This is a genomic window from Roseateles saccharophilus (assembly GCF_004342485.1).
Taxonomy (GTDB): Bacteria; Pseudomonadota; Gammaproteobacteria; order Burkholderiales; family Burkholderiaceae_C; genus Pelomonas; species Pelomonas saccharophila.
In genome coordinates this window covers 1-13,183 of the sequence record NZ_SMBU01000008.1, presented here as the reverse complement: position 1 = coordinate 13,183, position 13,183 = coordinate 1, and the positions used below count along the sequence as shown (strand labels likewise).

At 69.8% G+C, this 13,183-nt stretch carries 11 protein-coding genes; 8 read left to right on the top strand and 3 right to left on the bottom strand.

Annotated elements, in window-relative coordinates; genetic code table 11:
- Positions 1-131 precede the first annotated feature (131 nt).
- Positions 132-425: a GAF domain-containing protein gene (locus EV671_RS08680; RefSeq protein WP_132570917.1), complete on the top strand. Its 294-nt coding sequence runs from the start codon at positions 132-134 to the stop codon at positions 423-425.
- Positions 426-548: 123 nt separating this feature from the next.
- Here the strand turns inward: EV671_RS08680 and EV671_RS08675 are convergent, their stop codons facing one another.
- Entirely contained in the window at positions 549-2,420 is a 1,872-nt protein-coding gene (locus tag EV671_RS08675) for a carbohydrate-binding module family 20 domain-containing protein (protein ID WP_132570916.1), read from the bottom strand.
- Between the two features lie 200 nt (positions 2,421-2,620).
- Positions 2,621-3,148 carry a hemerythrin domain-containing protein gene (locus EV671_RS08670; RefSeq protein WP_132570915.1) on the bottom strand — a complete coding sequence of 176 codons (528 nt, stop codon included), beginning with the start codon at positions 3,146-3,148 and terminating at the stop codon, positions 2,621-2,623.
- A gap of 32 nt (positions 3,149-3,180) precedes the next feature.
- Here EV671_RS08670 and ligA point away from each other — a divergent pair, with 32 nt between their 5' ends.
- Entirely contained in the window at positions 3,181-5,220 is a 2,040-nt protein-coding gene (gene ligA / locus EV671_RS08665) for an NAD-dependent DNA ligase LigA (protein ID WP_132570914.1), read from the top strand.
- Here ligA and EV671_RS08660 read toward each other — a convergent pair.
- Complete coding sequence (locus EV671_RS08660) at positions 5,174-6,118, bottom strand: LysR family transcriptional regulator (protein WP_132570913.1); 945 nt, start codon at positions 6,116-6,118, stop codon at positions 5,174-5,176. The two genes, ligA and EV671_RS08660, sit on opposite strands and share 47 nt — an antisense overlap.
- Before the next feature lie 74 nt (positions 6,119-6,192).
- Between EV671_RS08660 and EV671_RS08655 the strand changes: the two genes are divergently transcribed.
- The 6 genes from EV671_RS08655 to EV671_RS27725 all read left to right on the top strand — a co-directional run bounded on the left by EV671_RS08655 (position 6,193) and on the right by EV671_RS27725 (position 13,140).
- A complete protein-coding gene (locus EV671_RS08655) occupies positions 6,193-7,041 on the top strand; it encodes a pirin family protein (protein WP_132570912.1) in 849 nt (282 codons plus the stop codon).
- 16 nt (positions 7,042-7,057) lie between these two features.
- Entirely contained in the window at positions 7,058-8,164 is a 1,107-nt protein-coding gene (locus tag EV671_RS08650) for an HlyD family secretion protein (RefSeq protein WP_132570911.1), read from the top strand.
- 161 nt (positions 8,165-8,325) lie between these two features.
- A complete protein-coding gene (locus EV671_RS08645) occupies positions 8,326-9,909 on the top strand; it encodes a DHA2 family efflux MFS transporter permease subunit (protein WP_132570910.1) in 1,584 nt (527 codons plus the stop codon).
- A 16-nt stretch (positions 9,910-9,925) separates the two neighbouring features.
- The gene (locus EV671_RS08640; RefSeq protein WP_132570909.1) at positions 9,926-11,341 is read left to right on the top strand and encodes an efflux transporter outer membrane subunit; all 1,416 of its coding nucleotides are present in this window, start codon (positions 9,926-9,928) and stop codon (positions 11,339-11,341) included.
- Positions 11,342-11,532: 191 nt separating this feature from the next.
- Positions 11,533-11,988 (top strand): universal stress protein, encoded by a 456-nt coding sequence (locus tag EV671_RS08635; protein ID WP_132570908.1) that lies wholly within the window; start codon positions 11,533-11,535, stop codon positions 11,986-11,988.
- Positions 11,989-12,147: 159 nt separating this feature from the next.
- Positions 12,148-13,140 carry an MHYT domain-containing protein gene (locus EV671_RS27725; RefSeq protein WP_132570907.1) on the top strand — a complete coding sequence of 331 codons (993 nt, stop codon included), beginning with the start codon at positions 12,148-12,150 and terminating at the stop codon, positions 13,138-13,140.
- Positions 13,141-13,183 lie beyond the last annotated feature (43 nt).

The window sequence follows — 13,183 nt, the reverse complement described above, 5'->3', positions numbered from 1 at the left end:
ATGTCCTGACCCAAGTCGAGATCGAGCGGTAGGGGCTGGGCCTGCGCCTGAAGAGCCTGCACAGCATCCTGCTGGCGCGCTTCCCCTTCATCGACCGGATCGCGCGGGCTCTCTACGACCCCGCGACCGACTTGCTGAAGACCTTCACCAGCAGCAACCAGGGCGGGCCCACACTGGTGCGCTACGAGGCCCTGCTCGCCAACGTCCCCTCGCTGGGCGCGCTGCGCGAAACCCGCCAGCCGCGGGTCGTGGACGACATCGAAGAGCGCTTCCAGGCCGCCAGCGCGCACAGCGACTGGCTCAAGTCCCGGCAGTACCGCAGCAGCTACACGCTGCCCGTCTTCCGCGGCGACGAGTTGTCGGCCTTCCTGTTCTTCGACTCGACCCAACGCGCCGCCTTCGCGCCCAGGTCGAGCGCGGCCTGATCGACGGCCCCTGCGTCGACGCACTGCTGGCCGACGACGAAGCGCGCCGGCTCATCCGCGAACGCTTCGCCGACCGCGGCTGAGCGAGGCCCGGCGCACCGGCAGGGCCATCGGCACCGCTGCTCAAAACTTGAAGTTGCCGTCGTTGCGCGACTGCGTGCCGCCGCCGGTGCAACTCGTGAACTCGCGGTTGCCGCTGGCGGTGGACTGGTTGCTTTCCCAGACCGCGGTCGAACCGTCCCACTTTACGTACTTGTACTGGATGGCGGTGCCGGCAGGAAGGCTGACGGTGCCCGTCCACGGCACGTTGGCGCCTGAACCCTGGATGGTCAAGGCGAAGCCCGAGCCGGGTGCCCAGGCACCCAGGCCGCTGACATTGCCGACGACGCGCAGGTTCTGGCCGTAGCTGGTGTTCGCGTTGGCGATCGTGAAGCTCACGGCGCAGGTGGTGCCACCACCTCCGTTACCGCCCACGACCTGGCCGGTGTAGAAGGCCACGGCCGGCGTGCTGCCGCTGCTGTTGGCCGGCACCGTGAAGCTGGCATTGCCGCTGGCGTCCACCGTGACCGAGTCGGCCGTGCAGCCGGTGCCGGTAGCGTTCTTCGTGCCGTTGATGACATTGCAATAGGTGCCGGCCGGCAGCCCTGTCGAGAAGGTGCGCGTCCAGGGGCTGCCGCTGTTGTTCAGCGCGGCGAAACCGACGTTGCCGCGGCTGAAGGCCACCTGGTTGGCGTTGTCGCCGACGATCCAGTTCTGCTGGGCCTGGCCGATGCTGGCATTGCGGAAGGCCACCATATTGGCCAGCGGCGTCCAGCGGTGGGCGAAGTCCCAGACGACGTTGATCTGCGCCATGCCGCCGCTGTAGGGGCTGGTGGTGGGCCGGTCGGCGCCGGTGTCGCTGAACTTGTAGCCCGAGTAGAGCTGGGCTTCGCCATAGCCCTGGGCCAGCATGAAGATGTTGGCCAGCGTGTAGCGCATATTGGCCGCGTCGTTGCTGAGGGCGTTGTTGATGTTCAGCGAGCCGCCGTTGCGCTCGGTGTCCCAGTTGGTGATGAAGACGGTCGCGTTCTGGGGCTGGATGAAGCCCCAGCTGCCGCCCCAGTTGCCCCAGGTACCCATGACGCCGGGGATGCTGGACAGGCTCAGGCCGTTGTTGCCGCGGAAGACGTCGCGCATGGCCGACGTGAACTGGAATTCGTTGAGCGTGCCGACCGGGAAATAGCTCGGCCGGTCCACCTCACCGTCGTTGATGATCTCCTGCGTGACCCAGATGGGCTCGCCCTGTAGCGTCGTCGGGTAGGCGGCCTTGACGGCGCTCATGATCGAGGTCCAGGCGCTCGCCGGCATGTGCTTGGCCGCGTCGATGCGAAAGCCATCCACGCCCAGGGCCAGCAGGGCCTTTAAATAGTTGGCGATCTGGCCCTGCACATAGCTGCTCTCGGTGGCCAGGTCGGGCAGGCCGCCGAGGCGGCAGTTCTGCACATTGCTGCGGCCGGCGGGCGAGTTGTAGTCGCTGTCGGCGATGCTGCAGTTGGCATGGAAGTCGTTGGCGCTGAAGTAGGGGTAGCTCAGCGAGGCGGCATCCCAGGTCGAGCCGTCGGTGGCGGTGCCGCTGCCATCGGCCATCTGGTTGACGACGACGTCCGCATAGACACGCACGCCGGCCGCGTGACAGCTGCCGATCATGCTCTGCAGCTGCACGGGCGTGCCCATGCGGCTGTTCAGGTTCACGTAGTTGACGGGCTGGTAGACGCCCCACCAGCCGTTGGCGTTCTTGGATGCGCCGGGGGGCGAGATCTGCACGCCGCCGAAGCCCTTGGGACCCAGCCATTGCGTGCATTCGGTGGCGATGTCGGGCCAGGCCCACTCGAACATCTGCACGGAGGCGGAGTTCGGGTTCAGGGCCAGGGCGGGGGGCGCGAAGGCGGCCAGGGCGACGCTGGAGGCCAGCGTCAGGGCGTGGAAGAGCCGGCGGCTCGGCGGCAGCTTGTGCATGGGTCGGTCTCCGTTGGGTTCGACGCCGCCCTCGTCGTGGGGCGGCTGCTTCGGCCGATCGACTGCAGGACCCGGCCGCCTTTCCCGGTCCGGGAAAGTGGCCAGACTCTAGGCAATTTTCGGCAATGTATATGTAGTAAAACTACCAATCAGCGGGCGGCGCCCCTGGATTGAGATGGGGAAAGATGTTTCAGTGCGTGTCAGCGCTGGCCGCCTTGACGGCGCTCGGCCATTTCCTTGCCCATGGATTCCAGGGCGGGCTCCTCCAGATTCGCCGCGGCGGCGGGGAAGGCCTGCCCTTCCTCAAGTGGCATATGCACTGCGTACAGATCTATGTAGCTATGCAACAGCTCATCCGGTAAATCCGCAGGCTCGCCGGCCGCCCAGGCCTGCAGAGGCTGGCGCAGCAGGGCCCAGAGCCGGCCCATCTCGTCGTGCTGGGTCTGCAGGCGCTCGGCAAGGTCCGCCAGGCCGGCGCGGCGCAGCCGCGGCAGCACATGGCGCTCCTCGTCCTCGTGATGGGCCGGGCCGGCCAGGTCGAAATAGCGCAGCACGTCGGCCGCCGCGCTGCGTGCCTGCCCGTCCACGCCATGCCGGGCTACATGGGCCTGCAGGCGTTGCAGCAGGTCCAGACTGCGGCGCACGCGCTCGTGGCAGGCGGCCAGCATCTCGAAGGGCTGGTCGAAACCGACGGCGGGGCCGGCATGCAGGGCGATCTTCGAACTCATGCGCGGCATTGTGTGCCCGCGACAATGCCGCCATGACCGCCGCCCATGAATCCGCAGTGCAGCAGCGCGCCGCCGAGCTGCGTGCCCAGCTCAACCACCACGCCCACCTCTACTACGTGCTCGACGCGCCCGAGCTGCCGGACGCCGAGTACGACAAGCTCTTCACCGAGCTGCAGGCCATCGAGGCCGCCAACCCCGAGCTGCTGGCGCCGGACTCGCCCACCCAGCGCGTCATCGGCGCCGTGCTGGACGGCCTGGCGCCGGTGCGCCATGTCGTGCCCATGCTGTCCATCACGACCGAGACCGACACGACCGAGGGCGGTGCCATCGCCTTCGACGCGCGCGTGCGCCGCGAGCTTGCGCTGACCGAGGCCGACCCCCCGGTGGAATACGCCGCCGAGCTGAAGTTCGACGGCCTGGCCATGAATCTGCGCTACGAGGCCGGCGTGCTGGTGCAGGCGGCCACGCGCGGTGACGGCGAGACGGGCGAGGACGTCACGCAGAACGTGCGCACCATCGGCCAGATCCCGCTGCGGCTGCACGGCGATGCACCTGCCGTGCTCGAGGTGCGGGGCGAGGTCTATATGCGCCGCGACGACTTCGAGCGCCTCAACGAGCGCCAGCGCGAGCGCGGCGAGAAGACCTTCGTGAACCCGCGCAACACGGCGGCCGGCGCCATCCGCCAGCTCGACCCGGCGCTGGTGCGCCAGCGCCCGCTGTGCTTCTATGCCTATGGCCTGGGCGAGGTGCAGGGCTGGGAGCAGCCGGCCACCCATGCCGGCCTGCTGGACGCGTTGGCCGCCTTCGGCCTGCCGGTCAACGCCGACCGCGTCGTCACGCAGGGGCCCGGTGGCCTGGTCGATTTCCACCGCGCGATGGCGGCCCGGCGCGATGCCTTGCCCTTTGACATCGACGGCGTCGTCTACAAGGTCAACTCGCGCGAGCTGCAGCTCAAGCTCGGCTTCAAGACCCGAGAACCGCGCTGGGCCGTGGCCCACAAATACCCGGCGCAGGAGCAGGTGACGACGCTGCAGGCCATCGACGTGCAGGTCGGTCGCACCGGCAAGCTGACGCCGGTGGCGCGCCTGGAGCCGGTCTTTGTCGGCGGCACGACGGTCAGCAATGCGACGCTGCACAACGTGTTCGAGATGCGCCGCAAGGGCGTGCGCGTCGGCGACAAGGTCATCATCCGCCGCGCCGGCGACGTGATCCCCGAGGTCGTCGGCCGCGTGCCTGGCGAGCGGCCCGGCTATGTGCCCAACTTCCACATGCCGCGTGAATGCCCGGTCTGCCGCAGCGCGGCCGAGCGCGAGAAGGGCAGCATCGAATACCGCTGCACCGGCGGCGTCTTCTGCCCGGCCCAGCGCAGGCAGGCCCTGCTGCATTTCGCCGGCCGCCGCGCGATGGACATCGAGGGCCTGGGCGACAAGCTCGTCGAGCAGCTCGTCGACGCCGGCATCGTGCAAAGCCTGCCGGGCCTCTACAAGCTCGGCGTGGCCAGGCTGGCCGCGCTGGACCGCATGGCCGAAAAGAGCGCTCAGAACATCGTCGACGCGCTGGAGAAGAGCAAGGCGCCGACGCTGGCCCGCTTCCTGTTCTCGCTGGGTATCCGCCAGGTCGGCGAGACCACGGCCAAGGAGCTGGCGCGCCACTTCGGCACGCTGGACAAGCTGATGCACGCCAGCGTCGAGCAGCTGCTGGAGGTGGCCGACGTCGGCCCCATCGTCGCGGCCAGCATCCACACCTTCTTCGCCCAGCCGCACAACGTCGAGGTCGTCGAGCAACTGCTGGCGGCCGGCGTGGCGCCGAAGGAGAGCGCCGGCGAGGCCGACGACCGCCCGCGCCCGCTGCTGGGCAAGACCCTGGTGCTGACCGGCACGCTGCCCACGCTGTCCCGCGACGAGGCCCAGGCTCTGATCGAAATGGCCGGCGGCAAGGTCAGCGGCTCGGTGTCCAAGAAGACGAGCTATGTCGTCGCCGGCGAGGAGGCCGGCAGCAAGCTCGAGAAGGCGCGCACGCTGGGCGTCACGGTGCTCGACGAGGCGGGGCTGCGGACTTTGCTGGCAGGCTGAGCAGGGCCGTCCTGGCCCATTCGGGCACGGTCTCGAACAGGTGGTCGATGAAGGCGCGGGTCTTGGCCGGCATCAGGCGCCGGCTGGCCGTCAGCAGATAGACCGGCAGCGGCTCGTAGCTCCAGCCCGGCAGCACCGGCACCAGCATGCCGGCCTCGACATCGGAGGCCACCATGCCGAAGGGAAAACTGCCGATGCCGCCGCCCGCCCGCGTCAGCGACAGCACCACGCCGATGGAGTTGGCCTCCAGCGGCCCGCGCAGGTCGATCTCGGCGGTCAGTGCGCCGTTCTGCAGCCTGCGCTTGCTGGCGTCCCTGGCCTGGCTCAGCACGACGAAATCATGCTCGGCGAGGTCGGCCGGCGTCTGCGGTGCGGGCCGGGCCTGCAAGTAGACGGGGCTGGCGTAGAGGCCGCGCTCCAGCAGCATGTACTGGCGGGCGATCAGCTCGGGCTCGTCCACTGGGCCCATGCGCACGGCCACGTCATAGGGTTCGTTGAAGAGATCGACACGGCGCGGCGACGTGTCGATCTCCAGCTCCACCTTGGGGTAGCGGCGCACGAAGCGCGAGAAGCTCTCGGCCAGTACCAGCATCGCGAATTCGGCCGGCACCGACACGCGTAGCCGGCCCTGCGGCGTGGCTTCGCGCGAGGCCAGCCACTGGCGCGTCTCGGCGATGTCCTCGTCATGCCGCGCCGCGCGCTCGGCCAGCTGCTCGCCCAGCTCGGTCAAGGTCAGGCGGCTGGCGCCCGGCACGAATAGGCGGGCGCCCACCGATGTCTCCAGCGCCGTGAGGCGCCGGCTCAGTGTGGCCTTGGGGCAGTCGAGCAGCCGTGAGGCCGCCGAAAGTGACCCCGCCTTGTGCACCTGGGCCAGCAACAGCAGGTCATCGATCTTCATGGCGGGAATGATCTCGATTTATTTCGTTTCGTTTCTGGAACGATGCGTTTGAATTTTGTGCCTATTCGCCGTAAATGGAACTCTCTACAGTCGCGGCCATCATGTCAACGCCTCGCCTGCTCCCGCCCCAGCCGCATCGCGTCGGCGCTGGCTTTCACGCCGAGGGCTGGCGCGAGCCGTTGGCGCTGCTCGACCCCTTCATCCTGGTCGACCACTTCCGGATGAGCGAGGCGGCCTTCGCGCCGCATCCGCATGCCGGCTTCTCGGCGGTGACTTATCTCTTCGACGACTCGGCCACCGGGCTGGTCAGCCGCGATTCCCTGGGCGGCGAGCACGAGATCCTGCCCGGCGGCCTGCACTGGACGCTGGCCGGCCGCGGCGTCATGCACGACGAATTCCCGGCCGAGGCCGGCTGCGAGGCCCATGGCCTGCAGATCTTCGTCAACCTGCCGGCCGAGCAGAAGCTGCGCGCCCCGACGGTGATGCGCCTGGCTGCCGAGCAGATGCCGCGCCGCGTGGGCCCCGGCTGGCAGGCCGTGCAGGTCTTCGGCGGCACGGCGGAGCTGGCGCTGCCCTGGCCCACGGCGCTGGCCATCGTGGATGTGAAGGCCGGGGCCAGTTTCGACTTCACGCTGGCGGATGGCGAGCGGGGCTTCGCCGTCGTCATCCATGGCAGAGGGCAAGCCGGCGAGCTGCCGCTGTCCGCCGGCCGCGCCCTGTGCCTGCCGCTGGGCGGTCGGGCCGTGTTGACGGCGGACGAGCCGTTGCGCCTGGCCTGCTTTTCCGGCCGTCCCCTGTACGAATCCATCGTGCGCCACGGCCCCTTCGTCATGAGCGACGAAGGCCAGGTCGTGGCGGCACTGCAGCGCTTCCAGTCCGGCGGCATGGGCCGCCTCTGCCCCCGGCAACACACACACGTTTGACGACAAGGAACTCGAAATGAACGCACCGCAAGACATCGCCGCGCTGAAGCCGCCCGTTGCCGCCCAGGCCGACAAAAAGAGCGGCCCGCCCGTGCCGCTGCTGGTCATCGGCGCTCTGCTGCTGGCTGGCGGCCTCGGCCTCGGCGGCCGCATGTGGTGGCGCAGCCAGCATCTGGTCGAGACGGACAACGCCTTTGTCGCCGGCCGCCTGCACCCGGTCGCGACGCGCGTGGCCGGCGTCGTCACCGAGATGCGCATGCAGGACAACGTCCTCGTGAAGGCCGGCGACGTGCTGCTGCGCCTGGACCCGGCCGACGCGGCCGTGCAGGTCGAGCGCCTGAAGGCCCAGATCGCCCAGGCCGACGCTTCTATTGCGACCAGCGCCGCGCAGATCGCCCAAGCCAAGGCGCAGGCCGCCGCTACGGGCTCGCAGGTGGCCCAGGCCGAGGCCGTGCTGGCCCGCACCGAGCTGGACGCCAAGCGCAGCCAGGCGCTGTTCGGTGCCGAGCTGCGCGCCACGTCCAAGCAGGAGCTGGACGCCGCGCTCGCCGCCCGCGACGTGGCCCGTGCCGACCTGGCCGCCCGCAAGGCCAGCGCCAATGCCGCCAGGGAGGCCGTGGCCGCCGCCGAGAGCGCCCGCCAGTCCGCCAACGCGCAGAAGAGCGCCACGCAGGCCCAGCTGAAGGATGCGCAGAACCAGCTCGGCTATGTCGAGGTGCGCGCCGCGGCCGACGGCCGCATCGGCAAGCGCACGGTCGAGGTGGGCCAGCGCGTGCAGCCGGGCCAGCAGCTCGCCGCCATCGTCGAGCCCGAGACCTGGATCGTCGCCAACTTCAAGGAAACCCAGCTTGCCCGCATGAAGCCGGGCCAGAAGGTGCACGTCAAGGTCGACGCCTTTCCCGGCCAGGACCTGCTGGCCAAGGTGGACAGCTTCTCGCCCGCCTCGGGCGCCAGCTTCGCGCTGCTGCCGCCGGACAACGCGACCGGCAACTTCACGAAGATCGTGCAGCGCGTGCCGGTCAAGCTGGTGTTCGACGCCGACAGCCTGAAGGGCCTGGGCGAGCAGGCCGCGCGCATCGTGCCGGGCCTGTCGGTGCAGGTGGAAGTCGAACTGGGCGAGTGAGATGGAGCCCCTCGTCCAAGGATTACCTTGGCCGGTCCCCCGCGGGGACGGCGATGCTTGCCGTATCGACCGGCAAGCACATCGCCCAACGCGGGCCGGCTTGGGAGCGGCCCGGCACTCGGCCCGCAAATTCATGAACCGCGGCTCGACGGACCACTGACATGGGCAACGAAAACTATCTCCCGCCGCCGCCCGGCAGCAAGGTGCCGATGCGGACCTGGCTGGCCGTGCTGTCCAGCCTGCTGGGCGCCTTCATGGCGGTGCTGGACATCGCCATCACCAACGCCTCGTTGAAGGACATCCTCGGCGCGCTGTCGGCCACGCAGGAAGAGGGCTCCTGGATCTCCAGCGCCTACCTCGTCGCCGAGATCGTCGTCATCCCGCTCGCCGGCTTCCTGGCGATGGTGTTCTCCACGCGCCGCTACCTGGTCGTCAACGTCGCGCTCTTCCTCGTCTTCAGCACGCTGTGCGGCATGGCGTGGAGCCTGGAGAGCATGATCGCCTTCCGCGCGGCCCAGGGCTTCACGGGCGGCGTGATGATCCCGATGGCGATGACCCTGGTCACGCGCAAGCTGCCGCTGAAGAAGCGCCCCATCGGCCTGGCCCTGTTCGGCATGACCGCCACGCTGGCGCCGACCCTGGGCCCCACGGTGGGCGGCTACCTGACCGAGCTCTACGGCTGGCCCAGCATCTTCTACATCAACTGGGTGCCGGGCGTGCTGCTGATGCTGGGCGTCAGCGCCGGTCTGGACAAGGAGCCGATGAACCTCAAGCTGCTGCGCGACGTGGACTGGTGGGGCATCCTGTTCATGGCCGTGGGCCTGGGCTCGCTGACCGCGATGCTGGAGGAGGGCAATGCCAAGGACTGGTTCCAGAGCCATTTCATCGTCGCGGCGGCCGTGCTCGCCATCGGCGGCATCTATGGCTGGGCCTGGCGCGGCCTGACGCGCAGGAACACCTTCATCGACCTGCACATCCTCGGCCGCCCGAGCTTCCTGATCGCCGGCTTCATCGCGTTCACGACCGGCATGGGCCTCTACGGCTCGGCCTTCATCCTGCCGCTCTACCTCGGCCAGATCGCCAACTACACGCCGATGCAGATCGGCCTGGTGATCATGTGGATGGGCCTGCCGCAGCTCTTCATCATGCCCTTCGCGGCCAAGCTGTCCACCAAGCTGGACAACCGCATCATGATGAGTCTGGGCCTGGCGCTGTTCGCGACCTCCTGCTTCATGAACACCCACATGAGCGCGGACACGGCCGGCCCCGAGCTGATCGCCGCGCAGATCGTGCGCGCCCTGGGCCAGCCGCTGATCATGATCACGCTGACCAATTTCGCGGTGAACGGCATCCCGCCGCAGCTGCTGCCCAGCGCCTCGGGCATGTTCAACATGATGCGCAACCTCGGCGGCTCGGTCGGCATCGCCACGCTGGCCACGCTGCTGACCAACCGCGAGCACCTGCACAGCAACCGCGTCGGCGAGGCCATCAGCCTCTACGATCCCAGCACCCAAGCGCGTCTGGACGCGCTCGCGCAGAACTTCGCGTCCAAGGGCGTGGACCTCGCCGCAGCCCAGGACATGGCCATGCGGGCGCTGGACAGCGTCGTGCGCCGCGACAGCTTCGTGATGGCCTACAACGACGCCTTCCTGGTCCTGGGCATCTCGCTGTGCGCCTGCATCGGCATCGTCTGGCTCGGCAAGAAGGTTCTGGGTGGCGCTGCCGCCGCAGAAGCCGCCCACTGAATCCGGGAGATCAACCATGATCCAACTCAAGACCGTCCTCACCCTCGTCGCCACCGCCGCTCTCGCCGCCTGCACGACGCTGGGCCCCAACTACCAGGCCCCCGCCGCCAACGCGCCCGCGGCCTACCGTGCCGCCGCGCCGGTGGCCGGCGCCGAGCTGCAGCGTGACTGGTGGCTGATGTTTGGCGATGCGCAGCTCAACGCGCTCGAAGCCCAGGCCCTGCAGGCCAGCCCCACGCTGGCCGCCGCGGCCGCGCGCATCGGGAGAGCACGCGCCGTGTTCGGCGCCACGCAGGCCGACGAACTGCCGCGCGTCGAGGTCGGTGCCAGCGAGACCGGGCTGCGCACCTCGGCCAAGTCCGTCACGACGCCCGTGCTAGGCGGCAAGGCCATCACCTTCGAAGGCTGGCAGGCCGGCCTGCAGGCGTCGCTGGGCTGGGAGATCGACCTCTGGGGCCGCGTGAAGCGCGAGGCCGAGGGCGCCCAGGCCCAGCTCGACGCCTCGACGCTGGACGCCGCCGCCGCGCGCGTCGCGCTGACCGCCGATGTCGCCGCCGCCTACTGGCAGTGGCGCGCGCTGGCCGACGAGGCCACGGCCCTGCAGCGCCTGCGCGACAGCCGCGCCAAGGCCTTCCAGGTCGCGCAGACCCGCTTCGACGCCGGCTCGTCGACCATGCAGGACCTGGAGCGCGTGCGGGCCGAACTCGCCTCGGCCGACGCCGACGTGGCCGACCTGCCGCGCCGCCAGGCACTGGTCACCAATCAGATCGCCGCACTGACCGGCCAGGCCGCCGCCGAGCTGCAGCTGCAGGCGCCCGCGGCGCTGGCCACGCCGCCGCAGATCCGCGCCGGCCTGCCGTCCGAACTGCTGCAGCGCCGCCCCGACCTGGCCCAGAGCCTCGCGCAGTTGCACGCGGCCACCGCCCAGGTCGGCATCGCTGAGGCGGCCTTCTACCCGTCCATCCACCTGACCGGCAGCTTCGGCTACCAGAGCAAGGCGCTCGGCGACCTCATGTCGGCGCCGGCGCGCCTGTACAGCGTCGGCCCCAGCATCTCGCTGCCCGTCTTCGAAGGTGGCCGCAACAAGGCCAACCTGGCCGGTGCCAAGGCCCAGGTCGACGAGTCCCTCGCCACCTTCCGCGGCCGCATGCTGCAGGCGCTGCGCGAGGTGGACGATGCGCTGGCCGAACTGCAGGGCCGCGCCGCCGTCGTCGATGCCCAGAACCGCACGCTGGCCTCCAGCAGCCAGGCCCTGGCCGTGGCCCGCAGCCGCTACGACAAGGGCGCGGTCAGCTACCTCGACGTGACCGAGGCCGAGCGCACGCCGCTGGCGACGGAGCGGGCCCTGGCCCAGCTGCATGGCGCGCAATGGGCCGCCACGGCCCAGCTCGTGAAGGCGCTGGGCGGCGGCTGGGCGGCCAGCGGCGGTTGATGCAGGTCAAGACCCTGCCCGGCCGCTGCCCGCGGCGGCCGACAGGGCAGGGCCGCCGCTTTCTATCCGGTTCGCAGCGGCGTAGCATTTCCGTCGAAGCGACCCGCCTGTGAGCCGGGTCCGGTCGGGCCGCTCGGACGGGCCCGATTGAGCCGTGCCGCCTGCGCACCCGGCCACCATGGAGGTGCATCATGTTCAAGCACATCCTGCTTCCCACCGACGGATCGAGTTTTTCGGAACGCGCCGTCTTCTGCGGCATCGAAATGGCGCGCCAGTTCGGCGCCAAGGTGACGGGCATCCATGCGGCGCCCGAATTCCATGTCCTCAGCTATCGGGTGGCCGAGCTTTCGGAGTCCCGGGAGCAGTTCGCCGCCGAGGTGCTGGCGCACGCGGAGCGCTACCTGGCCTTCGTCCGTACGACCGCTGCCGAGGCCCGGGTCCCCTGCGAGACCCTGATGGAGAGCAGCGACCATCCGCACGACGCGATCTGCCAGGCCGCGAAGCGCCTGCAATGCGACCTGATCGTGATGGCCTCGCATGGCCGGCGCGGACTGACAGGCCTGCTGCTGGGCAGCGAGACCCAGCGGGTGCTGGCCCACGCCGAGCTGCCGGTCCTCGTCTGGCGGGCGGGCAGCGACGATCGCTGAGGCCCCTGGCCGTCGTGACTTGATGCCGGCATGGCGCGGTGGCGCGCCATGCCGGGCACAGGCCTGCGCGTAGCCTGTGGGCGCCCCGCGTGCGAACCGGGCTGGCACCGAATTGCTCGGGAATAATCGCCGGCACCGCGCCGCGCGGGCTCCCTGTCGATGATCGCTTCCTACAACCTCTGGTTGGTCGGGCTGTCCTTCCTGATCGCCGCCGTCGCCTCCTACACCGCGCTGGACCTGACCCGGCGGGTTCGCACGCCCGATCGCATGGCGGCCCTGGGCTGGTGGCTGGCCGGTGCCATGGCCATGGGAACGGGCATCTGGTCCATGCACTTCGTCGGCATGCTGGCCTATTCGCTGCCGGTGCCACTGGGCTACGACTACGGTGCCACGCTGGTCTCCTGGCTGGCTGCCGTCGGCGTGTCGGCCATCGCGCTGGGCCTGGCGGCCGGCGAGAGGCTGGGCGGGCTGCGCCTGATCGGCGGGGCCCTGGCGATGGGTGCGGGCATCTGCGCGATGCACTACATCGGCATGCTGGCCATGTCCATGGACCCGCCGATACGCTGGTCGGGCGGGCTCGTGGCGCTGTCGGCGGCCATAGCGGTGGTGGCCTCGGCGCTGGCCCTGCTGATCTTCTTCCGCATCCGCAACGCCACCGGCAGGCATGGGTTCTGGTGGCAGGCCGGCGCGGCGCTGGTCATGGCCTGCGGGATCGCCGGCATGCATTACACCGGCATGGCCGCGGCAGAGGTTCCGGCCGACAGTGTCTGCCGCAGCGTCGACGGCCTGCGCGGCGACGGGCTGGCCGCCCTGATCGCGGGCGCCACGCTGGCGCTGCTCTTCCTGACGCTGCTGATATCGGCGCGGGACCATCGCATGAGCCTGCATCGCGGCCGGCTCGAGTTCGAGGTCGCCGCCCGGACGTCTGAGTTGGCGCGAGCGCTCGAAGCCGCCGAGGCCGCGAACCGGGCCAAGACCGAGTTCCTGGCCGCCATCTCCCACGAGCTTCGTACGCCGTTGACGAGCATCCGCGGCTTTGCCGAGCTGATGGAGCATCGCTCGGCGGAACCGTCCACGCGCGCGCAGGCCGGGCTGATCCGTGTTACGTCCCGCGTAGATTTCGGCTCGCGATCCCAAGCTATTCGAGGTTGAGTCAAGGCTGCTGTCTCGCGAAGAATTGGACGGGACTCGCACC

What these genes read in the sequence shown, in the direction of transcription:
- EV671_RS08660 (WP_132570913.1), bottom strand. Translation starts at nt 6,118, where the DNA reads ATGAAGATCGATGACCTGCTGTTGCTGGCCCAGGTGCACAAGGCGGGG.
- EV671_RS08645 (WP_132570910.1), top strand. Translation starts at nt 8,326, where the DNA reads ATGGGCAACGAAAACTATCTCCCGCCGCCGCCCGGCAGCAAGGTGCCG.
- EV671_RS08670 (WP_132570915.1), bottom strand. Translation starts at nt 3,148, where the DNA reads ATGAGTTCGAAGATCGCCCTGCATGCCGGCCCCGCCGTCGGTTTCGAC.
- EV671_RS08640 (WP_132570909.1), top strand. Translation starts at nt 9,926, where the DNA reads ATGATCCAACTCAAGACCGTCCTCACCCTCGTCGCCACCGCCGCTCTC.
- ligA (WP_132570914.1), top strand. Translation starts at nt 3,181, where the DNA reads ATGACCGCCGCCCATGAATCCGCAGTGCAGCAGCGCGCCGCCGAGCTG.
- EV671_RS08650 (WP_132570911.1), top strand. Translation starts at nt 7,058, where the DNA reads ATGAACGCACCGCAAGACATCGCCGCGCTGAAGCCGCCCGTTGCCGCC.
- EV671_RS08655 (WP_132570912.1), top strand. Translation starts at nt 6,193, where the DNA reads ATGGAACTCTCTACAGTCGCGGCCATCATGTCAACGCCTCGCCTGCTC.
- EV671_RS08675 (WP_132570916.1), bottom strand. Translation starts at nt 2,420, where the DNA reads ATGCACAAGCTGCCGCCGAGCCGCCGGCTCTTCCACGCCCTGACGCTG.
- EV671_RS27725 (WP_132570907.1), top strand. Translation starts at nt 12,148, where the DNA reads ATGATCGCTTCCTACAACCTCTGGTTGGTCGGGCTGTCCTTCCTGATC.
- EV671_RS08635 (WP_132570908.1), top strand. Translation starts at nt 11,533, where the DNA reads ATGTTCAAGCACATCCTGCTTCCCACCGACGGATCGAGTTTTTCGGAA.